Source organism: Anaerotignum faecicola, from assembly GCF_003865035.1.
Lineage (GTDB): Bacteria > Bacillota > Clostridia > Lachnospirales > Anaerotignaceae > Anaerotignum_A > Anaerotignum_A faecicola.
The window spans coordinates 123,829-145,769 of the sequence record NZ_BHVZ01000002.1; the positions used below are offsets into that span (position 1 = coordinate 123,829).

Annotated in this window: 27 protein-coding genes; 4 read left to right on the plus strand and 23 right to left on the minus strand. The window is 48.8% G+C overall.

All coding sequences use genetic code 11. From position 1 onward, the window contains the following. Window positions 1-9: 9 nt before the first annotated feature. The 10 genes from scpB to EJE48_RS06405 form a co-directional block, all read right to left on the minus strand. Window positions 10-570: an SMC-Scp complex subunit ScpB gene (gene scpB, locus EJE48_RS06360; RefSeq protein ID WP_016407972.1), complete on the minus strand. Its 561-nt coding sequence runs from the start codon at window positions 568-570 to the stop codon at window positions 10-12. Beyond that, window positions 567-1,334, minus strand: a complete 768-nt coding sequence (locus EJE48_RS06365; RefSeq protein ID WP_124984412.1) for a segregation and condensation protein A — start codon at window positions 1,332-1,334, stop codon at window positions 567-569. Before EJE48_RS06365 ends, scpB begins: the two co-directional genes overlap by 4 nt. A 20-nt stretch (window positions 1,335-1,354) precedes the next feature. Beyond that, window positions 1,355-1,966 (minus strand): site-2 protease family protein, encoded by a 612-nt coding sequence (locus tag EJE48_RS06370; protein WP_124984413.1) that lies wholly within the window; start codon window positions 1,964-1,966, stop codon window positions 1,355-1,357. Between the two features lie 130 nt (window positions 1,967-2,096). Beyond that, window positions 2,097-3,026 (minus strand): DUF2971 domain-containing protein, encoded by a 930-nt coding sequence (locus EJE48_RS06375; protein ID WP_160117326.1) that lies wholly within the window; start codon window positions 3,024-3,026, stop codon window positions 2,097-2,099. A 16-nt stretch (window positions 3,027-3,042) separates the two neighbouring features. Continuing rightward, window positions 3,043-4,290, minus strand: coding sequence for a glutamate-5-semialdehyde dehydrogenase (locus tag EJE48_RS06380; protein ID WP_124984415.1), 1,248 nt, complete (start codon window positions 4,288-4,290; stop codon window positions 3,043-3,045). 2 nt (window positions 4,291-4,292) lie between these two features. Continuing rightward, window positions 4,293-4,838: a 5-formyltetrahydrofolate cyclo-ligase gene (locus tag EJE48_RS06385; protein ID WP_160117327.1), complete on the minus strand. Its 546-nt coding sequence runs from the start codon at window positions 4,836-4,838 to the stop codon at window positions 4,293-4,295. Then, window positions 4,835-5,452 (minus strand): DUF2085 domain-containing protein, encoded by a 618-nt coding sequence (locus tag EJE48_RS06390; protein ID WP_124984417.1) that lies wholly within the window; start codon window positions 5,450-5,452, stop codon window positions 4,835-4,837. The genes EJE48_RS06385 and EJE48_RS06390 overlap by 4 nt, the downstream gene beginning before the upstream one ends. A 6-nt stretch (window positions 5,453-5,458) precedes the next feature. Beyond that, window positions 5,459-5,986, minus strand: coding sequence for a hypothetical protein (locus tag EJE48_RS06395; protein WP_124984418.1), 528 nt, complete (start codon window positions 5,984-5,986; stop codon window positions 5,459-5,461). A gap of 52 nt (window positions 5,987-6,038) precedes the next feature. Continuing rightward, entirely contained in the window at window positions 6,039-6,824 is a 786-nt protein-coding gene (gene proB / locus EJE48_RS06400; RefSeq protein ID WP_016407980.1) for a glutamate 5-kinase, read from the minus strand. A gap of 174 nt (window positions 6,825-6,998) precedes the next feature. After that, window positions 6,999-7,562, minus strand: a complete 564-nt coding sequence (locus EJE48_RS06405; protein WP_016407981.1) for a metal-dependent phosphohydrolase — start codon at window positions 7,560-7,562, stop codon at window positions 6,999-7,001. 194 nt (window positions 7,563-7,756) lie between these two features. Here EJE48_RS06405 and EJE48_RS06410 point away from each other — a divergent pair, with 194 nt between their 5' ends. Continuing rightward, entirely contained in the window at window positions 7,757-8,242 is a 486-nt protein-coding gene (locus EJE48_RS06410; protein ID WP_330548481.1) for an S-ribosylhomocysteine lyase, read from the plus strand. 147 nt (window positions 8,243-8,389) lie between these two features. Here EJE48_RS06410 and EJE48_RS06415 read toward each other — a convergent pair whose 3' ends face one another. The 7 genes from EJE48_RS06415 to EJE48_RS06445 all read right to left on the minus strand — a co-directional run bounded on the left by EJE48_RS06415 (window position 8,390) and on the right by EJE48_RS06445 (window position 13,066). Then, complete coding sequence (locus EJE48_RS06415; protein WP_016407983.1) at window positions 8,390-8,929, minus strand: HD domain-containing protein; 540 nt, start codon at window positions 8,927-8,929, stop codon at window positions 8,390-8,392. Between the two features lie 270 nt (window positions 8,930-9,199). Then, window positions 9,200-9,556 carry a stage V sporulation protein AE gene (spoVAE, locus tag EJE48_RS06420; RefSeq protein WP_016407984.1) on the minus strand — a complete coding sequence of 119 codons (357 nt, stop codon included), beginning with the start codon at window positions 9,554-9,556 and terminating at the stop codon, window positions 9,200-9,202. Continuing rightward, window positions 9,553-10,581 carry a stage V sporulation protein AD gene (spoVAD, locus tag EJE48_RS06425; RefSeq protein WP_118579185.1) on the minus strand — a complete coding sequence of 343 codons (1,029 nt, stop codon included), beginning with the start codon at window positions 10,579-10,581 and terminating at the stop codon, window positions 9,553-9,555. The genes spoVAE and spoVAD overlap by 4 nt, the downstream gene beginning before the upstream one ends. Before the next feature lie 2 nt (window positions 10,582-10,583). Then, window positions 10,584-11,036 carry a stage V sporulation protein AC gene (gene spoVAC / locus EJE48_RS06430; RefSeq protein WP_243107975.1) on the minus strand — a complete coding sequence of 151 codons (453 nt, stop codon included), beginning with the start codon at window positions 11,034-11,036 and terminating at the stop codon, window positions 10,584-10,586. A gap of 24 nt (window positions 11,037-11,060) precedes the next feature. Next, window positions 11,061-11,486, minus strand: coding sequence for a stage V sporulation protein AB (locus EJE48_RS06435; RefSeq protein WP_016407987.1), 426 nt, complete (start codon window positions 11,484-11,486; stop codon window positions 11,061-11,063). A 67-nt stretch (window positions 11,487-11,553) separates the two neighbouring features. Next, the gene (locus EJE48_RS06440) at window positions 11,554-12,099 is read right to left on the minus strand and encodes a stage V sporulation protein AA (protein ID WP_124984419.1); all 546 of its coding nucleotides are present in this window, start codon (window positions 12,097-12,099) and stop codon (window positions 11,554-11,556) included. A 283-nt stretch (window positions 12,100-12,382) separates the two neighbouring features. Next, complete coding sequence (locus EJE48_RS06445; RefSeq protein ID WP_160117328.1) at window positions 12,383-13,066, minus strand: MgtC/SapB family protein; 684 nt, start codon at window positions 13,064-13,066, stop codon at window positions 12,383-12,385. Window positions 13,067-13,231: 165 nt separating this feature from the next. Between EJE48_RS06445 and EJE48_RS06450 the strand changes: the two genes are divergently transcribed. Continuing rightward, on the plus strand, window positions 13,232-14,860 hold the full coding sequence (locus EJE48_RS06450) for a DEAD/DEAH box helicase (protein ID WP_118579197.1): 1,629 nt from the start codon (window positions 13,232-13,234) through the stop codon (window positions 14,858-14,860). A gap of 36 nt (window positions 14,861-14,896) precedes the next feature. Here EJE48_RS06450 and EJE48_RS06455 read toward each other — a convergent pair whose 3' ends face one another. Then, window positions 14,897-15,139, minus strand: coding sequence for a helix-turn-helix domain-containing protein (locus tag EJE48_RS06455; protein WP_118579200.1), 243 nt, complete (start codon window positions 15,137-15,139; stop codon window positions 14,897-14,899). A 128-nt stretch (window positions 15,140-15,267) separates the two neighbouring features. On the opposite strand from EJE48_RS06455, the gene EJE48_RS06460 reads away from it, so the two are divergent. Next, window positions 15,268-15,693 carry a hypothetical protein gene (locus tag EJE48_RS06460; RefSeq protein ID WP_118579203.1) on the plus strand — a complete coding sequence of 142 codons (426 nt, stop codon included), beginning with the start codon at window positions 15,268-15,270 and terminating at the stop codon, window positions 15,691-15,693. A 45-nt stretch (window positions 15,694-15,738) separates the two neighbouring features. On the opposite strand, the gene EJE48_RS06465 is transcribed toward EJE48_RS06460, so the two are convergent. The 5 genes from EJE48_RS06465 to EJE48_RS06485 are packed head-to-tail and all read right to left on the minus strand — an operon-like array spanning window position 15,739 to window position 20,946. Further along, entirely contained in the window at window positions 15,739-16,776 is a 1,038-nt protein-coding gene (locus tag EJE48_RS06465; RefSeq protein ID WP_118579206.1) for a hypothetical protein, read from the minus strand. Window positions 16,777-16,778: 2 nt separating this feature from the next. Next, a complete protein-coding gene (locus EJE48_RS06470) occupies window positions 16,779-18,377 on the minus strand; it encodes an MBOAT family O-acyltransferase (protein ID WP_118579209.1) in 1,599 nt (532 codons plus the stop codon). 30 nt (window positions 18,378-18,407) lie between these two features. Continuing rightward, window positions 18,408-18,635 carry an acyl carrier protein gene (locus tag EJE48_RS06475; RefSeq protein ID WP_016407996.1) on the minus strand — a complete coding sequence of 76 codons (228 nt, stop codon included), beginning with the start codon at window positions 18,633-18,635 and terminating at the stop codon, window positions 18,408-18,410. A gap of 21 nt (window positions 18,636-18,656) precedes the next feature. Then, window positions 18,657-19,439: a GNAT family N-acetyltransferase gene (locus tag EJE48_RS06480; RefSeq protein ID WP_118579212.1), complete on the minus strand. Its 783-nt coding sequence runs from the start codon at window positions 19,437-19,439 to the stop codon at window positions 18,657-18,659. Then, window positions 19,414-20,946, minus strand: a complete 1,533-nt coding sequence (locus EJE48_RS06485) for an amino acid adenylation domain-containing protein (RefSeq protein ID WP_243107976.1) — start codon at window positions 20,944-20,946, stop codon at window positions 19,414-19,416. Before EJE48_RS06485 ends, EJE48_RS06480 begins: the two co-directional genes overlap by 26 nt. 482 nt (window positions 20,947-21,428) lie before the next feature. Between EJE48_RS06485 and EJE48_RS06490 the strand changes: the two genes are divergently transcribed. After that, entirely contained in the window at window positions 21,429-21,908 is a 480-nt protein-coding gene (locus EJE48_RS06490; RefSeq protein WP_118579215.1) for a YbaK/EbsC family protein, read from the plus strand. Window positions 21,909-21,941: the final 33 nt, after the last annotated feature.

Here is a 21,941-nt window from a genome sequence, read left to right on the forward strand (position 1 = left end):
GTTTTTCGCTTATGTATGAAACTCTGTTTCCGCATCCTTCTCCTTGGCTTCTTCCGGATTTTCTTCCTCCAAAGGCGGCAGCTCCCGAATACTCTTAAAGCCGAAATACCGCAGAAATTCCTTGCTTGTGCCAAAAAGAATCGGCTTGCCGGGGGTATCCGCCCGCCCGACCTCGCAGATGAGCCGCTTTTCCAGAAGCTTCGTCACCGCATGGTCGGAATTGACCCCACGGATTTCCTCCACCTGCGCGCGCGTCATCGGCTGCTTATAGGCGATAATCGCCAGCGTTTCCAGCAGGGACTGCGTCAGTCCCTGCCGCTGTGGGCTTTTATACATATTTCGAATATATTCAAAGCATTCTGCCGCCGTACACATCTGATACGCGTCCGCAATCTCCACAATCCGCAGTCCCCGTTTTTCCTTCTCATATTTATCCGCAAGGGAAAGCACGACTGCCCGCGTCGTTGCCTGATCCAGCTCAATCGTCTGCGCGATGGATGCCAAGGGCACCGCGTCACCGGCAATAAACAGCAGGGACTCCACAACCGCTTCCAGCTCCGATAATCTCATTCTGCCCCTCCTTCATCATATCTGCTGATGAAAATTTCACCAAAGTTTTTCTCCTGCGTAATCTGCACTTCCTTCTGCTTAATCAGCTCCAATAGTGCCAGAAAGGTCACAACCCTTTCCATCTTCCCTGCATTTCTGCGGAAAATGGTATGGAAGGCTGTTTTTTCATGCGGATGCAGAATCAGCATATCGCGGATGTATTCCATCTTTTCCCCAACGGTAAATAAATCCTTCTGCACCGAACGGAAGGAGCTGCGCACCTTATCCTCCTTGGTTTCCTTTCTCGCCATCACCTGCCGGAACGCCCGATAAAGGTCATCCATGGTGATGCCCTGCAATAAATCCTCCAATTCCTGCGGCGGCTGTTCCTTCAGCCTTGCCACAGAGGCATCCGCTTCCTTATAGTACACAAGTGCCGCTTCCTCCTCGCGCTCCTTGAGGGTCTCTGTTGCGTCCTTAATCCGCTTATATTCCAGCAGGCGCTGTACCAGCTCCTCTCTGGGGTCGGGGCCTTCCTCCTCCTCTGCCTTCGGCTTGGGCAGGAGCAGCTTGCTTTTGATTTCAAGCAGCGTTGCCGCCATCAGCAAAAATTCGCTCATGCCGTCCATATCCCTGTCCTCCGCCGCATCCAGATAGGCGAGGTATTGCTCCGTCAGTGCCGCAATGGGAATATCATAAATATCAATTTCGTTTTTTTCAATCAGGTGATACAGCAAATCCAAAGGGCCCTCAAACGCTGCCAGTCTGATATTGATTGTCTCCATAGAATTTCCCTTCCCCGCGCTTACATCAAACCAATCATGCCGCCGAACAGGGAAAGCACCGCATAAATGATTTTATCCATGAAGCCTGTAATCATCCCGAAGAACAGCAGGAATAGGAACAGCATCTGAATCAGCTTTTCATTCTGCATATATTTGAAATACTGATTTGCCGGCAGCAGCACCGCAAGCACCTTTGTGCAATCCATAGGCGCAACAGGCAGTATATTATACACCGCCAGCGCAATATTATAATACGCCAGATAATGAAGCAGCGTACCGATATAATACCCCTTGCTCCGGAATGTGCCGTAAGCAAAAAGGAACACCAGACCCAGAATGAGATTGACTACGGTCGGCAGAATCGCAACCAGAAGCGTATCTCTTTTTCTGTTCTTATAATATAACGCACTCGTTTCCACAGGCTTGCCCCAGCCGAAGCCGCCGCTGTAGAGCATCATCAGGAAGCCGATGGGCTCGAAATGCTTGACGGGGTTCAGCGTCACCTGCCCCTGACTTTTGGGATAATTATCCCCCAAAACCGTCGAGGCAAGCGCTCTGACAAATTCGTGGACGGTTGTCGCCACCAGAATCCCCGGAATCCCCAGAAGTATTACCAAAAAAGAACCATTCATAGTTTCAAATCCTCTCTGCGATAGTTTTTGGCAAAATGCCGTATTGTTATATTTTACCCGAAGGGCAGAAATTAGTCAAATCCAACAAAAAAGCCTGTACGAAAGCAACTTCCTACAGGCTGTTCTTTTTTTAATACCGCAGAGGAATATCCGAAAGCAAAACGGGAATATCCAGTCCCTGTGTTTTCAGAAAATATTTCATGCCACGCACGGCAATGTCGCTGTTGTTTTTTGCGCCAACCATGACACTCTGCAAGGGAATCTCCTGCTGCTCCGCCTCCAGCTCCACCATGATATAGGGAAGAAAAATCTGATCCAGCAGGCGAAACTGCGGCCTATCCTGCCCCTTCTCATAATGCAGCGGCGGAAAAATGAACCGATATTCCTCCTCCCCTGCAAAATAACTTTTTTTGAAAAACATCGTATACACAGAGCAGACCACCGCCATTGCATCGACCAGCTGATTCAGCGATTCCTCCGAAGGAATTGCGTCCTCCTCGAAAAAGCCCTGCAAATCCTTCGCTCCCTTTTCCACAAGGCTATGGATGCAGGAAAGCAGGCTTTCCAGAAGCCCGTTCATCTGCTCCTCCTCATCATAAATCACCGTTCCATGCAGGAATACACGATGCCGAAAGCCCTCTACAATCTTTTCATAATCAAATTCCAGACAATAGCCGCGAAAATCCGTAAATTCTGCCCAGAGCAGAGAATTATTATTCTGCTTGGAAAATGCCACCACATAAAAGCTCATTTCATCCTCATCCAAAGCGGCATGGGCAGAAGAAATAATGCCGATACGGTCAATTTCCGCCTTCAGCTTTGCGGAAAACTGCATACGCAAATCCGTATTCACAATATATCGTTCAATCAGCCGCTCCATCACCTCAACGGCATATTGAAATTCCATCTTATCATTCAGAAAATCGCTTTTCGTTGCCACAAATTCCCGATTCTCCACAATTCCGCGGATGCCTTCCGCCGTTGTGTAATGATACAGCTTATCCCCCTTCTGGCAAATGGGCACATGAATCCAGTCATCCAAATAATGTTTGTCCTGCATGGATTTTTCCTCCTGCTTATTCTCTGATCTGACCATTTCCGTAGATAATATACTTTGTCGTTGTCAGCTCCTTCAGCCCCATAGGGCCGCGCGCATGCAGCTTCTGCGTGCTGATGCCGATTTCCGCACCGAAGCCGAACTGACCGCCATCCGTAAACCGCGTAGACGCATTGACATACACCGCTGCCGCATCCACCTCATTCAGAAAACGCTGTGCATTGGTATAATTTTCCGTCACGATGGCTTCGGAATGACCGGTGCTGTATTTTCTGATATGGCGAATGGCTTCGTCAATATCCTTTACCACCCTTGCGGAAATGATATAATCCTCATATTCGGTTGCCCAGTCCGCCTCCGTTGCAGGCACTGCGCCCGAAACCAAGCCCTGTGTGGCTTCGTCTCCACGGATTTCGACCTTCCTTTCCTGTAATGCCTTCCCGATTTCCGGCATGAATTTCTCCGCAATGGCTTCATGCACAAGCAGGCTTTCGCAGGCATTGCAGACCCCTGGGCGCTGTGTTTTCGCATTGATGACGATGCGTGCCGCCTTTTCCAAATCCGCGCTTTCATCCACAAACACATGGCAGTTGCCAACGCCCGTCTGGATGACGGGAACGGTGCTGTTCTGCACCACACTGTTGATTAAGCCTGCGCCGCCGCGCGGAATCAGCACATCCAAATAGCCATTCAGCCGCATCATTTCATTTGCCGTTTCACGGGAGGTATCGGGAACCATCTGCACACAGTCCTCCGGCAGACCCTCTGCCGCCAATGCGCCGCGCAGAGCGCAAATCACCGCCTGATTCGTCTGAAAGGCTTCCTTGCCGCCGCGCAGAATAACCGCACTGCCGGCTTTCAGGCAAAGTCCGAAGGCATCCGCCGCCACATTCGGGCGTGCTTCAAAAATAATCCCGATGACACCCATGGGGACACGCTTCTGTCCAATCACCAGTCCATTGTCCAGTGTTTTCATGGACAGCACCTCGCCCACAGGGTCATCCAGCTTTGCCACCTGCCGCAGCCCCTCTGCCATATCCGCAAGGCGCGCCTCGGTCAGCGTCAGTCTGTCGATAAATGCACCCTTGATGCCCGCTTCCACTGCCGCATCCACATCTGCCTTATTTTTCGCCAGAATCTCTGCCTTTGCCGCAAGCAGGGCATCCGCAGAGGCAAGCAACGCCTTATTTTTCGCAGGGGTGGACAGGGTTGCCAAAACCACCGCCGCGTCCTTCGCTCTTTGTCCCATTTCAATCAAGCTGCTCATCTTCATTCCTCCCATCCGTTTTCCGTTATGACTGCATCTAACGGCACGTCCGTTTCCTCCGTCGGCAATTCCTCCGCGAAACGCTGCGCCGCAAACGCAAGCCCGATTCTCTTTCCTTCCTTATGCTTTGCAAAATAGGTATCATAATAACCGCCGCCATAGCCAAGGCGGTTCTTTTTTCCATCAAACAATAAGCCGGGAACAAGCAGCAAATCTCCCTCCTTCGGGACGCAGACTGCGCCGCCCTTCGGCTCTCTTACGCCGAAACGCCCCTCCGAAAGCTCCGCAAGGGATCGGATTTCATAAAAGTGCATTTCTCTTTGCTTCTCCGTTTTCGGCACGGCAACAGCTTTCCCATCCTGCCACGCCTGTCGGATGATTTCCTCCGTTTCCACCTCAGAGCCCATGCTCACAAAGGTAAAAATCCGCTCTGTATTCTGATATGCCGCACTTTCCAGAATATGCGCCGCAATCTGTCTGCTTTTTTCCTCCCGTTTTTCTAAAGCATTGCGTGTCGCAAGTGCCCTTTGCCGTAATTCCTTTTTCACTGCATCAAGCCTCCTATCACATACAGACCCAGAAACGCCGCCGCCAAAGAGATTTGCCAGAACGGAAGCCGTTTCCTGCCACAGAGATTTTTCAGAAGCAGCCAGACAAAGCCGCCCCAGAGAAAAATTTCCCCCAGAACAGAAGCAACCGCAAGCACGCCTGCAAGCGGCAGACCAAGCCACAGACCAAAGCCAAGCCCTGCGGAAAGCAGCAAAAGCAGAAGCAGCTCCGTTGTATGCTCATAAATCGGCTGTTTGTTGCCCTGTGCAGGGTCAAAATTGACCGCCAGCAGCAGAAAACCGGGGACAACCGCCCCCACCAGACTGCCCGAAAGCACGCGCATCAGCTGATTGCTTTCCCAAAAGCCGAAATAGCTGCCCAGTCCGTCTATCCCAATCGGCAAAATCATCAGCGCCGTCAGCATTGCCTGTCCCTTGGAAAAGGGTCTTCCTGCGTCCATCCGCCTTTTCAGAAGCAGAAAGCAAAACGCCAGAAGCACCCCGACATAAATTCCCGTACAGCGGGCACAAAGTGGCATTGTTCCCTGCCCCCAGAGAAAGCTACGCTCTGCCATCCTGTGACAGACAGCAGAGCCCATTCTTGTCAGAAACATAGCCTATCAAAAGGTTTCGTACATGATGTTGGAGAACGCACCTGCCGCTGTGCCGAGCACACAGCAGATAAAGGAAAGCACCAGCATCACAATGCTGACCGTCATCATGGTTTTGCCGAAGTGGCGGTAATCCTCAGAGGGGCTTTTGCTCAGCGCAACGCCTGCCACGCAGCCTGCAATCGCGCCCAGACCGCCAACCGCAACAATCAGCACGATAACCAGAACTTTGATTGCAGTCGGGATTTTTGCATCCGCATCCACGGTATTTTTCTTTTTATATTCGGCATCACCGGTTTCCTCGTTGGTCTCAAAGTGGTGTGTTTTGCCGTCGGCTTCCTCTACGGTAAAGGAATCCACGGTTTCCGCCTGCTCTGCTTTTGCTTCCTCCCGAAAGCTGTCGCCTTCCTTATATTCATCCGTCTGTTCCGTGGGTACGGGCTTTTTGGTCGGGTCAATATTATTTCTTACATTACATACAGGGCAGCCCAGACTTTCATCCAGAATCTGTCTGCCGCAATTCGGGCAATAACTCATTGTGTGAACCTCCAATTTTTCTCAAGCTTTTCTTTTTTAATCATTTCCTGTATCAGCCAAACAGCGTACCGATGTCCTCTCCATCGATGATGCGGTGGATGACCTTCGGGTCTTCGCCGTTAGCGATTGCCATTTTTACATTTGCCGCAAGGCAGATGCCTGCCGCCTGCAGCTTTGTTTTCATGCCGCCTACGCTGAATTCCGAGCCTTTTTTCTCCCCCGCCATGGCTCTGATTTCATCCGTCACCGCTGCCACATGTGCCACGCGCCTTGCATCGGGATTGTTGCGCGGATCCTTATCATAAAGCGCATCAATATCCGTCAGCAGCAGCAGCAAATCCGCATGAATGATTTCCGCTACCATGGCAGAAAGGCGGTCATTATCGGAAATTTCAATTTCGTAGGTGGAAATGGTATCGTTTGCATTGACGATAGGAATAATGCCCATTTCCAGAAGGGTTTCCAGTGTATTTTTTGTATTTTCATAGCGGCTGTCGCTGCTCAGCTCCTCCTTTGTCAGAAGCACCTGTGCCACCGTCTGATTATACCTGTCGAAAAAATTATGATAAATCTGCATCAGCATTGCCTGTCCCACAGCTGCCGCCGCCTGCTTTTCGCGCACAGCAGTCGGGCGTGTTTTCATTGCCATACGCACTGCGCCGACCCCAATCGCGCCGCTCGAAACCAGAATAACATCCTTGCCGCGGTTGCGTAAATCCGTCAGCACCCAAGCCAGCTCCTCCACCCGTTTCAGGTTCAGCCTGCCGTTTGGATAAGTAATCGTGGAGGTGCCTACCTTCACAACAATGCGCCTGCAATCCTTCAAATGCTCTCTCACAAACCTCATCTCCGTTTCTTTTGTAAATATTCCGCCTTATTGTATAGTATACAACAAAATTCCTGCATAAAAAAGAAATTTTCCATTAAGATATGATTGATTTTTTCTAAATAAAAAAACACCTCACCGAAAACAGCTTCCTGCTCCCGAAATGAAGTGTTTGGCTTTCCTGCTTTATGCGTTTCTTTCGTCCGCTTTCATGCCGTCCAGTGTTTTCTGAATCAGCTCATCCAGTTCCCAACCCAGACGTTCTGCGCCTGTTTTGATGATTTCTCTGTCACAGCCTGCGGCAAAATGCTTATCCTTGAATTTTTTCTTTACGGATTTCAGCTCCATATCCTTTACGCTCTTGGAGGGACGCATCAGCGCCGCCGCACCAATCAGCCCTGTCAGCTCATCCACAGCGAAAAGCACCTTTTCCATTTCATGCTCCGGCGCAATATCGCAGCAGATGCCATAGCCATGGCTTGCCACCGCATGAATCATTCTTTCGTCAATATCTTTTTCCCGCATCAGCTCCTGCACCTTGGCGCAGTGCTCCTCAGGCCACTGTTCAAAATCCAAATCGTGCAGCAGACCGACATTGCCCCAGAAATCCACCTCGTCGCCATAGCCCAGCTCCTGTGCCAGATAGCGCATCACGCCCTCAACTGTTTCGCCGTGGCGCAGATGGAATGGCTCCTTATTATATTCGTTCAGTAATTCCCAAGCTTCCTCTCTTGTCAAAACCTTGCCCATATTGCATGCCTTCTTTCTCTCTCTTTTATCTTTTGTTTCCGAAAAAATGTTGCTTTTTCACATTATAGCGAACTTTTTTCTATTATGCAACGCAATTCCTATAGGTATACAGTATTATTGGAAGCCCTTGCAATCCGAACAGAAAATAGGTACAATGAAAAGCAATGAAACACAAATTGGAAAGGATGAAAAAAATGGACGTAACAAGCTTTGGCATTGACCACAATCGACTGCTCCGCGGAATTTATGTTTCCAGAAAGGATACCGTCGGTGACGGCATTCTGACAACCTTTGATGTTCGCATGAAGGAGCCGAATCGCGAAATGGTGATGGATACCTCCGTGATGCACACCATCGAGCATCTGATGGCAACCTTCTTCCGCGCGCACCCCGTCTGGGCGGATCAGACCATCTATGTCGGCCCCATGGGCTGCCGCACAGGGATGTATGTCATCTTCAAGGGAGATCTGGAATCTGCGGATGTGGCGGAAATTATGAAGGACTGCTATCAGTATATGGCGGACTTTGACGAGGAAATCCCTGCCGCAAAGCCCGAAATGTGCGGCAATTACCTTGACCACAACCTCGGCATCACCAGAATCGAATGTCAGAAATTCGTGGATGAGGTGCTCTCCTGCATCAAAGAGGAAAATATGGTCTACCCCAGACAAAACGGCTGATATTTTTCGCACATAAAAAATCCTCCGTAGATTTCTCATACGGAGGATTCCTTTTTCTGCTTTATCTGTTTGATTGATTATTTTTCTGTCACTTCCAAAAAAACGTATGAAATTGTAATGTTCTGTCTGCATACGTCCCGTCAAGGATTAAGAAACAAAGCCTCTTCTGAATCTCCGTACGACTTTCTTTGCTGCCTCTGCGTAGCTGCGTTCTGCAAATTCGCAGACAGCACAAATCTTATCAACGAAGGTAACAACATAGGATTCGATATAACGGGGCGGAATCAATGTACAAGGCCACATATGCTTACGAATCGCGTCCATTTCGACCTTATTCAGCTTTGTGATTTTCTGTGCATTCAGAAGCGCAATGCGCGGATGCCAAGAGGAATGGCTGGAACGAATATATTTCTTTACCCGCCAATCATAAAAGTACAAATCATGCAGTAACCCTGCTCTGGCTGCGGAATGATAATCCCACCCCATCTTGTAGCAAATCAGAAAGCTGTAATAGGATACATTTATACTATGCTGAAGTCTGCTTGTATTGCAATGCTGTGTATGCAAGTCCAGCTTGAGAACCTGCTCGTGTTCCAGAAGTCCTTCCAGACACACCTTATACTCCGCCAACAACTGATCTTCATCCAAGTTATTGAAATCCTTGCGGGACCCAATAGCGCTGTGCATGGGCTCCACTTCCTTTTTATTTTTTTGTTATCCTTATTATAGCACGTTCGCCGCAAAATGTATATTGAATAATACATAAACTTACATAGAATTTTTTGGCAATAATTCAGAGAGGATTGCTCATCCTTTCGATTTTTGCAGGTCTTTCTGCAAAAACCAAAAATTTTGCATTAGGTGTGTCCAATAAGAAAACAGGAAGAAACTGACGCAGTAGCCGCAGCTTTCAGCATTTCAGAATGTAGGGTTTTTTATTTGGGCGCACCTTTTATTTTACTTTTCTTTTGGATTTGCAAAAAGCGCAGAAAAAAATGCAAAGAAAACAGCCGCCGTAATCCCTGCCGCGGCGGACTTGATGCCGCCCGTAAAAATGCCGAGAATCCCTGCGTGCTCAACCTCCTTCATAACCCCCTCCGCAAGGCGAAAGCCAAAGCCCGTAAGCGGAACGGTTGCCCCTGCGCCGCCGAAGCCTTCGATTTTCTGATAAATTCCCAAGCCGCCAAGGATACACCCGATGCAGACATACAGCACCAGAATCCGCCCCGACATCAGCTTTGTCTTATCAATCAGAAGCTGTCCGATGACGCAAAGCAAGCCTCCCACTAAAAAAGCCTTCAAAAGCTCCGTCATTTCTTCGCCCCCTTTTTGCAGCCCTCTATCACAAGTCCATGCGCAATGCCGGGGATAGACTGCCCCTGCTGAGAAGAAGTAGGGCTCATCAATGCCCCTGTCGGGATGAACAGCATTCGCCCGATTTCCCCGGAAAGCAGCCTTGGATAAAAATAGGCGCAGAATGTTACCGCAGAGCAGGCACAGCCACTGCCGCCTGCATGGGTATCCTGCGTTTCGTTATCGAAAATTTCAATGCCGCAGTCCGTATAGCGGCTGTCCATTTCATAGCCTGCCTTCGCCAGAAGCTCGACCACCAGCTCTCTGCCGACCGTTCCCAAATCTCCCGTTGCAATCACATCATAATCCTGCGGCGTTCTGCCCGTATCCGCAAAATGTGTCTGCAATAAATCTGCCGCGGCAGGAGCCATTGCCGCTCCCATATTATTCGCATCCGTTACGCCCATATCCACAATTTTCCCCGTAGTGATTTCTACAATTTTCGGTCCGTTCCCCTTTCGCGCCAGAACCACCGCGCCATCCCCCGTCACCGTCCATGTCGCGGTTGGCGGACGCTGTGTCCCTAATGGCAGAGGAAAGCGAAACTGCTTTTCCGCCGCGCAGAAATGACTGGATGCTCCTGCCAGAACGTGGTTCGCAAAGCCGCCGTCAATCAGCATTGCCCCAAGGCTCATGGCTTCGCCCATCGTGGAGCAGGCACCGAATAAGCCGAAAAACGGAATTTCAAATTGCCGTACACCAAAGGTTGAGCCGGTGCATTGGTTCAGCAAATCGCCGCAGAGAATATAATCGACCTCCTTCGCTTTGAGGTTTGCCTTCTGTAGGGTCAGCGCCATGTTTTTCTCCACAAATTTGCTTTCTGCCAGCTCCCATGTAGCCTCCCCAAAAAGCGCATCCTCTGCCCTTTGGTCAAAATATTTCCCCAGAGGGCCTTCTGCCTCCTTCGGGCCTACGGTGGATGCCGCGGAAAGAATCACAGCCCCTTCCGCAAGACGCACCGTCTGCCTGCCTATCCTCTTGCTCATCCTCACACCACCCTTACCAGATAATAAATCAGTCCGACCGCCATAGAGGTCAGCGTGCCGTAAACAATGACAGGGCCTGCGACAATAAACATTTTCGCCGCCATGCCGAATACCATCCCCTCCTTTTTGAACTCAATCGCAGGGGAAACCACGGAATTGGCAAAGCCCGTAATCGGCACAATCGTGCCTGCGCCGCAGAATTTTCCCAGCTTTTCATACAAACCGAAGGCAGTCAGCACCGCAGAAATTCCAATCAGCGTGATGGAAACCCAGAGTGCCGCATCCGTTTCGGAAATCCCCTTTTTCGTATAAAGCATCAGCAACGCCTGCCCCAGAACACAAATCAGACCGCCCGAAACAAACGCCTTGATGCAGTTGCTCAGAATCGGACTGTTGGGCGAAGCCTTTTTTACCATTGCATCATAGCTTTGCTGTGCCTGCTTGGATGTATCCAATCAAATCACCCCTTTTCAATAGCTTTAAAGCACATAAAATCCGTCCACCAGAAAATACACCAGAGAGCCGCACACCTTCCCCAGCGCAAACGCAAGAATGAGCCACGGCAGACCCTTTGTCAGCCTTGTGCGCCGCAGCAGAATCGGAATGACATTCAGCACCTCTGTCAGTGCCATTGCAAGCACCCCCACGAAAATCCCCGTGCAGAGCGCATAGCAGCCCGGAAGCAGCGGCACGGAGGGCAGACGATACCTGATAAACATTGCCGTTGTCCCCCAGATTCCCCCAAGCACAATGGCATCCTCATAGACGCGGATGAACCGCTGTGTTTCCGTCCGCTTTGCCATGCGCGGCACAATGCCGATGGCAGCGATAAAGGCAAATGTGCCTGCCGCTACCATGCAGCCGGAGGTCAGCCCCAAAAATATCAGATAAATCGTTTTCAGCATCATGCGCCCCCCTTGCGGCGGTTCAGATGGTCAATCACGCTGGCGTTGGTTTCCTTCTCATAGGTCGTCATTTCAATTTCAATGGGGGTCGGGTCCTGCGTGAGCGTGATTTTTGAAAAATGGTTGAAGAAAACGATAATGCCAAGCCCCAGACCAATGCTGTAGGGAATGGAAAGCAGCTTTGGCACCTCTTTGCTTTCCTCAAAAAGAGATAATACATATTTTCAAAAATCAACGGCAGCTGTGTATCCGAATGAAAGCACATAATCGTTGTGGAGGCTCCCACGAACAGCACCAGAGAAACAAACGCCACCTTCGCCCAGACCCATAAGGGATTGCGTCCCTCCGCCTGCGGCAGATATTCAATCAGGATATCCGTTTCCCCGACATTATTCACCGCTGCGTTGGGGTATTTTCGATGAAGCACCTGTATCAAATCCACCACAGAGAGGAGATACGTCTTTTTTCGCTCCTCCGGAATCCGAAAGACCACAAGCCGCTCTGCCTCGCCTGCCGTCTGTCCGCTCAGAAAAACCTCCGCAACGTCGCGCAGAAGCACCTCTCGCTTCCCCACAAGCTGCACCTTTTCCGCAGGCTTAATATAAATATCCATTTCACCCCACCTTTCCCATCTGTTTTGGTTAGTATGGCAGGGTTTTGGGAAAGTATACAGGCTTTCGGGCAATAAAAAAACCGAATGCTCCTAAAGGTGCGCCCAAATAAGAAACCTTGAATTCTGAAATGCTGAAAGCTGCGGCTATTGCGTCAGTTCCCCTTGACAGCCTAAGTCAAAGGATGTCTGCGGGAAACTTCCTTGTATCCGCAAACTTTCAGCTATTTCATTTTCTTCACGTTTTCTTATTGGAACACACCTAAACACTCGGTTCTCTTTCTCATTATAAGCGGAACGCCTTAATTTTTTCATCCTCCGCGAAGATATCTGCCAAATCCGTACAGGTGATGGCATGCTCACGGCTGACATCCAGTATCACCTTTACCGTCCCATCCGGATTCTTTTCCATCTCGATATGATGAATAAAAATATTGCGGTTTTTCAGCTGCGCCTTCAACGCCTCCAAGCCATTCGGCATATTTTCGTAGGTAATGCTGAAGGTATCACGAACAGGACCGTCCAGCTTGCGCAGCTTTCCGCGTGCAAACACCTGAATCAGCATAATCAGCGCGGTGGAGAAAATCCCGATTGCATACATCCCTGCGCCAATCGCAAGCCCAACCCCTGCCATCGACCATAGACCTGCCGCCGTTGTCAGCCCCTTAATGGAAACATCGCGCACGAAGATAACCCCAGCCCCAAGGAAGGAAATCCCCGTAATGACATTTGCTGCCACGCGCGAGCCATCCACCCGTATTCCGGGCGTATCCAAAATATCCATAAAGCCGTATTTGGAAACAATCATCAGAAGTGCAGCGCCAACTGCAACAATGATATGCGTCCGCAAACCTGCCTCCTTGCGCATACGGCTGCGCTCAAAGCCGATGATGCCGCCGCACAGTGCCGCAATCGCGATACGAAGCATATACTCCAGCTCGTCTATATGTGCATGAAAAAATACTGTCATCCTCATCCCCCCTATCGCTATTTTATTATTGTACCATAAATTCCGCGTATAAAAAAGCCGAAACCCCGCAGAATCCCTTGATAAATCAAGAAAAATCGCTTGCAATCCCTGCATTTTCCTGTTATTATAAAAATCTATGGCTTTAATTTGAGAAAGGAAGAAAACATGGAACACTTAAGATTTGAAGATATGAATATTTCCAACGAAATCTGCCGCGCAGTGTTGGATATGGGCTTTGAAGAAGCAACCCCCATCCAGAGCCAGGCGATTCCCGTTATTTTAGAAGGCAAGGACATCATCGGACAGTCTCAGACAGGGACAGGCAAAACCGCCGCTTTCGGGATTCCCCTTCTGGAACGCATTAACCCCGAGGACAGACGCTTGCAGGCGCTCATTCTCTGCCCCACCAGAGAGCTGGCGATTCAGGTAAGCGAGGAATTCCGCAAGCTGCTGAAATATAAGGACAACATCCGTGTTCTGCCCATTTATGGCGGACAGCCTATCGACAGACAGATTGCCGCACTGAGGAAAGGCACACAGGTTGTCATCGGTACACCCGGGCGCGTGATGGATCACATGAGAAGAAGAACCATCAAGGCAGAAACCGTACAGATGATGGTTCTGGATGAAGCGGACGAAATGCTGGATATGGGCTTCCGCGAAGATATCGAAACCATTCTGGTGAAAATTCCGGAGGAGCATCAGACACTGCTCTTCTCCGCAACACTTTCCCCCGAAATTCTGGATATCACAAAGCGGTTCCAGAAGAACCCCGAATTTATCAAAATCGTACGCAAGGAGCTGACCGTTCCTAATATCGAGCAATATTATTTTGACGTAAAGGAAAAAACAAAGCTGGATGCCCTCTGCCGCATCATTGATGTGTATGACCCCAAGCTGGCAATGGTATTCTGCAATACGAAAAAACGCGTGGATGATTTAGTGGAAATGCTGCAGGGACGCGGCTATTTCGCAGAAGGGCTGCACGGCGACCTCAAGCAGGCACAGCGTGATAAGGTCATGCAGAAATTCCGCAACGGCACGATTGAAATTCTGGTTGCAACAGATGTTGCCGCAAGAGGGATTGACGTTGACGATATTGATGTGGTATTCAACTATGATGTACCGCAGGATGAGGAATATTATGTACACCGCATTGGGCGTACGGGACGTGCAGGCAAGGCAGGCAAGGCATTTACCTTCTGCGTCGGCAAGGAAATCTATAAGCTGCGCGACATCATGCGCTACACCAAAACAAAGATTCAGCAGCAAAAGCTGCCTACCCTCAGCGATGTAGAGGAAATGAAAACCAATATTTATCTTGAAAAAATCAAGGGTATCATCGAGGAAGGACATCTGACGAAATATATCCACCTCGTTGACCGCCTGATGGAGGAGGATTACACCAGCATTGACATTGCGGCGGCGTTATTGAAGGATCATCTTTCTGATGTCAATGCAGATGATATTGATGCACTGGATGATATCAATCTGGGCGGCACGGAGCTTTACGGCGGCGAAGGCGAAAAAATGGTACGCCTGTTCATCAATGCCGGCAAAAAAAGCAAAATCCGCGCGAAGGATATCGTGGGTGCGATTGCGAATGAGGCAGGTATTCCGGGGAAAACACTGGGTGAAATTGCCATTTTTGATGAATACACCTTTGTGGATGTGCCAAACGAATTTGTCAGAGATATTTTGCATGGCATGAAGCACGCAAAAATCAAAGGCAAACGGGTGCATATCGAAATTGCAAAAAAAGAAAAAACCTACGGGAAAAAGAGAAAGAAATAAAATATATAAAATAAAAGGAGCTTTTCAGCTCCTTTTTTATTTTATCTCCTGTTCCAGATTATCAAATAAATCCGTATCAAAAAATTCTCGGATGCTGATGCCTAAGCCGTCACAAATCTTCTTGATGGAAACCACCCCGGGATTCTGGCTTTTTTCATTCAGCATACTGTAAACGGTAGAAGGCGGTATACCCGATGCAGTCGCTAACGCATTAACAGCCATATCATATTCTGCGCATAATTCCTGGATGCGCTTTGCAACCGCCTCTTTTGTATTCAAGATAACCCCTCCTTACGATTTATCGTAATTTTAGTTTGCACAAATTTACGATAAATCGTATAGGATATATCCCAAATCAAATATTTATGTTATAATTGCGATATATCCCATATTTCAGAGGTGAATTTATGTCTGTCTGTACATTCTTTGGGCATCGCGACTGTCCATCTTCCATAAAGCCAAATCTGAAGCAAGCCCTCATCCATCTGATTGATGCGCAGTCCGTTGATACCTTCTATGTCGGCAATCATGGCGCATTTGATGCAATGGTGCGTTCCACTCTGGCGGAACTCATGCAGGACTACCCCCACATTCGCTGTGCGGTGGTGCTTGCCTATCTCCCCACAAAAAAGCTTGCGTATCCCTTTCCTTCCCTTCTGCCCGATGGCATTGAAGCCGCCCCGAAACGTTTCGCCATTTCCTACCGCAACAAATGGATGCTGAAACAATCGCATTTCGTTGTGACCTATATCACGCATGATTGGGGCGGCGCAGCGCAATTCGCAAGCCTTGCCAAAAAGCAGAAGAAAACAGTCCTCAATCTCACCAAATAAAAAAGAACGGTGTCCTTCCCCACGGGAAAAGCATCGTTCTCTTTTTTATTCCTGTAAGCCTGTTTTCTCGGCGTATTCCTTGAAATCCGCGTTCCATTCCGCGCTGATTGCGGCATCCTCTCTATGGTCAGGCAAAGCATACTGCGCATCGAGCCAAGCACCAAGCCAACGGGAAAGCTTGATTGTCCCCGTGAGGTTCATGTGTCCCTGATCATAATAATCAACCTGCGGGTCTAAGCCAAGCTGTTCTCTGTATTCCGCTCTGTCCAGATCCAGATAGGTTACACCCTGCGCCGCAGCAAAACCCTCCAGTGCCTCGCTCTGCGCATACGTCCAGCTCATTTTCGGCAGATGCAGCAGCAGAACGGGAATATTCTTTTCCTTGCAAAGCGCGATGGATTTTTCAATATAGCCCTTTGCGCTCTCGTCAAAGGAGGCGGTTTCTCCTGTCGGCTCCATGAAATTTTCGGGGTAGGTCTGCGGCTCAATCTCTCTGAGGTAAACATTTCCCTTCTTAAAGGAATGCTCCAGCAGGGGCTCCGGCTTATCCTCCGCCAGATTGATTTCCTTCCAGCGGTCATGGTAGCGCATCAGCGGAAAGGCATAGGACAGCATGGACTGTGATTCATCCGCAGCTGTCACCTCTTTGATAATATCCAGCTTATATTTCGACATCTTCATGCCGTCCAGTCCACGGCGTAAATCCCCTTCCCGCTCTGCATAATCGTAATCCGAAAAGATATTATCGCAGAGCAGAACCACCAATTCGGGATTCTGATATTTCAGCGACTCCGCCAGAAGTCCATAGCTAACAGAAGGTGCCTGCAATGCCGACGCGCGGACATAGCCCGTAAAGCCATGCTCCTGCCACATCACCATCGGAGATACCCCACGCAGAAGCGGACTGCTCCCGACATACAGCACATCTATCGTATCCTCCGGTTCACTGTAAAAGGCATGAATTTCATTGGATTCATCATCATGCCGCATCAGCAAATCCGTCGCATTGCCAAAGAGCATGGAGAAAACCACCACAAATGCAACACATCTTACCATAATTTTCAAACACTCTTTCCTATTCATACTCAGAACCCCCTGTAAATAAAGTCAGCGGCGTTATAATTCAAGCCATACACGCCAAAAAGAATCAGGGAGAACAAGGCACCCAGATAAATCACCCAACGGAAGTAGAGGTTCTGCTTCGCGAGGGTCTCTCTTACCCTGATACCGCTTTCCTGCATCAGGCTGACAGAAAGCAGCACCAGACAGGACAGGAACAGCACCCATAAATCCTTCACATCCAGCCCCATCGTCAAAAGTCCGCCCTCAAGCAGGACATCCGTATTCCAGTTCTTTATCATGGAGGTAATCATATATTTCGCTGCGGAAACGCCGGGTGCGCGCGTGATAATCTTGCCGATTGCAACCAGAATCAGCGTGCGAAGCACCTGAAAAATCCGCCAGCTGATACAGTCCGTGCGAATCGCCAGCCTTTTCACCAGCTTTTGCAAGGGCTGTTCAAAGAGAATACCAAGCACGATCAGCGTACCGTTATAGCAGCCGAAGGCGATATATTTCCATTCTGCCCCATGCCAGATACCGATGAGGAAGAATATGATAAACTGCGGAATCAGCACGGGAATCAGCTTACCGATATAATTCCCGAAAATCCCTCTGCATTTCTTCCCCAGACGGGAAAAGAATTTCGACAGGGACAAGGGATAGAACACATAATCCCGAAACCATGCGCCGAGCGTCATGTGCCATCTGCGCCAATAATCGGGAATTGAGGTTGCCAGATAGGGACGTTCAAAGTTTTTATCCAGCGTTACGCCGAAAATTTGCGCCGCGCCTGTTGCAATATCAATCCCACCGGAAAAATCGCCGTAAATCTGGATGGCATACGCCAACGCCGCTGCCGCAACATAGGTGCCGCCGAAGGTTTCGGGGAAGCCAAACGCATTATCCACCAGAACCGCCGCTCTATCCGCGATGACCATTTTCTTAAACGCGCCCCAGAGCATCAGCTGTACGCCGAACTTGATGCGTGTATAGGAAAATTCATTCGCGCGGAACAGCTGCTCCGCCAATGTGCCGAAGCGAGAAATAGGCCCCTGCACAATCTGGGGGAAAAAGGAAATAAACAGCGCCAGCTTGCAAAAGTTCCGCTCCGGCTCCTGCTTTTCTCTGTAAACATCAATCAGATATCCCATGGATTGGAAGGTATAGAAGGAAATGCCCAAGGGCAGAAGAAACCGAAAAACAGGCAGCTCCGTCCCAATGCCGATTTTTGCAAACAGCAGATTCAGGTTTTCTGTCACGAAGCCGGAATATTTCAGCACTGCCAGAATCCCAAAGTTGAACAACAGGGTCGGGATGAGAATCCGCTTCTTTTTCTTTGCAAAGGCGGCCTTCCATGCCTTTTTGCCCTCTTTATCCAATTCCGCCTTTGCCTCGTTAAAGGCAATCTTGTTTTTCGCCGCCATATCCCCGATTTTCACCGTTGCCAGATATGTAGTCACCGTGGTTGCCAGCAGATAAATAAAAATCCGCCCACCGGAAATAAAATAAAATACATAGTTAGCAACAAAAAGCGTTACCCATCGGCAACGCTTCGGTGTCAGGAAATATGCTGCGGCAGCCAGTACAAGAAAAACGATAAATCGAAATGATGTAAATGCCATACCGCTTTACTCCTCCATAATTCTTATTGATTAGTCCTCCTGCAATCTCTGCACCAATGCCCAGATTGCTTCTACAGAGTTAAAGTTTTCGGGAACAATTTCATCTGCGCCGATTTCGATATCGTATTCATCGCACAGCTCGCCTACCAGAGAAACAATATCGAAGGAATCCAGCTCGCCGCTGTCAACCAATTCCTTGTTCTCCTCAAAATCTACGTCAGGTCTCAGTTCTGCCAGAATTTTCAGTAATGTTTCCATGTTTCATTTCCTTTCTTTCTCTTACTTTTTCATCATCACCGGCGCGATTCTGCCGTCCGGCAAAAAGCCCGATGCTTCATACATCCTTAACGCAGAAGGGTTATCCTCCCGCACCCAAAGCTGAAATTTTGCAGCCTCATCTCTCTCTATGACAAGCCAATCCTGCACCAGACCGCTTCCAATGCCCTTTCCTCTGCCGTCCGGCGCAACCGCAATCTGCCAGAGGACGGATACCTTCTTTTCTCTGCCGAAGCGCAGAAAACCAAGAAGCTTCTCCCCCTCCCTTGCCGCAAGCACACGGTTTTCGCGGATATCCTGCCGCAGGGTGTCCAAATCGGGCAAAGCCGAGGTATACGGCTCAAAGGACTGCTGCATCAACGCGAGAATTGTTTCCGCTTCTTCTTCTTTTGCAAAGGAAGGTACGCGTTCTGTTTTTTCCACATTCCTTGCGGAAAGAAAGAGCCGCTTTCGCTGCAAATAGCGCACAAAGCCGATTTCCTCCCATTCCGCCAAATCAGGCGGTGCTTTCGTCACGCCAACCTGCTCCAGAAGTACAGGCTTGTCAAACACAGGAATTTGCTCCGCCTTTCTCCCCTGCTCCAGAAAGAAATACAGGTCAATCTGTTTTTCCTTTTCATGGAACAGATAACAGCCGCCGTCAAATTTCAGTTCGGAAAGCCACTGCAACTGCGGAAGGAATTCCTCCGCCGCAGCGTAAAAATTTGTCCGCATTCCTTTGGAACGATACTGAGCAATTGCATCTGCCCAGTTTTTTCCATCAGGTATTTTGCTTATCGTTATCATAATACTCCTTTAAAGCCAATCTGTCTATCTTTCCATTCAAAGTCTGGGGAATTTTTTCCAATTTTAACATCAGATTCGGGAACATATATTTCGGCACCTTATCGCGCAGGCATTTCAGAATATATGCCTGTGTCGTTTCCTCCGTGCCGCAGTAGAACAGCAGAATCCGCTGTGTTCCTTCGTCATAAAGGCAAACGCCCGTTTCAATCCCCTCAATGGAATTGACAGCCGTTTCAATCTCGCCCAGCTCAATACGGTGTCCCATGTGCTTAATCTGATGATCCTTCCTTGCCAGAAAGACAATTTCGCCCCGTTCATTATATTTCGCAATATCTCCCGTTTTATAAATTTTTTCGGGATAATACGGATTCAAAGGGTTCTGGATAAAGGCTTCTGCCGTTTTTTCGGGGTTATTATAATAGCCAAGCGCAAGGCATCTGCCACGCACGCAAAGCTCACCGCTTTCCCCCTCTGCCACAAGCCTGTCCCCATTCAAAATGAATACATCCGTATTGCGGCAGCCATAGCCGATTGGCAGAGGCTCATCATCCGCAAATTCCCTGTCTACAATATAGTAGGTACAGTCCACCGTTGTTTCCGTCGGACCATAGATATTCGCAAACATGGCATCGGGATATTTTTCTCTCCACTGATTGAACTGCTTGGTCGGCATTGCCTCGCCGCAGAACATAATCTTCTTCAGATAGGAGGGTTGGAAATTCTCCAGCGCCCCTGTATTCACCACAATACACAGTGCAGAAGGCACCCAGTCGATATAGTTAATCTGCTTTTCCTCCAGATATTCCAGAAGCTTTTTCGGGAAGGAAAAAAGCATCTTCGGGATAATTTCCATTTGTGCGCCCGTTTTCAGCACCGCATACAAATCCTTTACAGAGGAATCAAAATAAAACGGTGCCTGATTGCCGATGATTTCCGCATCGGAAATGGAAAACGCTTCTGTGTACCATTCCGTCAGATTCACAACAGCTTGGTGGCTGATGACAACACCCTTGGGTACCCCTGTTGAGCCGCTGGTAAAAAGCGCATACAGAGGGTCTGTATCAATCACAGAGCGGCGGATTTTCCGCAAAAGTGCATCGTCAATTTCCGTTTCCAGAAGCTCCTCCAGAACGATGATTTCCCCCTCATAGCCAAGGTTATTTGCCGCCTTTCGGCTTTTTTCATCAATCAGAAGCACCTGCGGCCGAAGCGTATGCAGAATAGAAAGCACACGCTCCTTCGGCATGGTCACATCAATGGGCGTATAGAAATTGCCGCTGTAGACCGCACCCAGAAACGCCGCCACAGAAACGGGCGTTTTCTGCATCATCACCGCGATTGGGCAGCTTCTGCCGCCGAAGCGTGTCAGGTATGTGCCGATGCGCTTTGCCGTCTCCTCCAGCTCTGCAAAGGTAATCGTCCCCTCCGCACCGGAAAAAGCGATTTTATCAGGCAGGCGTTTCGCCGTCTTCTCCAGATATTCCAGTATATTCCGAATCATATTCATTCCTCGATTCTTCTTCCATATTAAATCAAGTTTGAGTATAGCATCTGAAAATTCCTTCGTCAAGAATGAGAACACAAAATCCGTCTTCTGTTTCCCCGAAAGAAAATTATGCCTTTTCTCGCAATAAAAAGCCCTCCCAAAAATAAAAAGCCCTCTTATACGGGGATATAAAAGGGCCTTTCCTTGTATCATCATTGCTTCGTCTTTCGCATGGTTAGGAATTCTTAAAGACTTTGCATAACAATACCGATGCAATCGCTTTGCTTTGCAATCACGCCATAAGCAAAGTTTGAAAATATTTTACCATAGGTTTCTTAAAAAAACAACCACTTTTTCTTTTCCTTGTTTTCCTAGTATTTTGCTTGCATAAAGGCTGCTTTTCTGCTATGCTGAGTATAAACAGAAACCATTCGGAGAAATTTCCCCGATAAAATAGCAAAAAGAAACAAAATGAAACAAAAGGAAACAAAAGGAGAGGTACCATGTCTATCGAAAAAGTAAGAGCATATCTGAAAAATATGAACTGCCCCAAGGAGGTTATTGAATTTGAGCAATCCAGCGCAACCGTTGAGCTGGCGGCACAGGCAGCAGGCGTTATCCCTGCACGCATCACAAAAACGCTTTGTCTGATGAGCAAGGAGGGCCCCATCGTCATCTGTGTTGCAGGCGATACCAAGATTGATAACCGCAAATTCAAGGATACCTTTGGTCTAAAGGCAAAAATGCTCTCTCCTGAAGAAACCTTAGAAGCAACCGGTCATGCTGTCGGCGGTGTCTGTCCCTTCGCATTGCCCGAAGGCACAAAGGCTTATGCCGATATCTCTATGAAGCGCTTTGATACCGTATTCCCTGCGGCAGGCAGCAGCAATTCCGCAATCGAGCTGACCTGCGACGAGCTTTATCATTACGGCAACTGCGTAGAATGGGTCGATATCTGCAAGGGCTGGCAGGAAGAAGCGTAACATCATACCCACCGAAATCACACGAAAGACGAG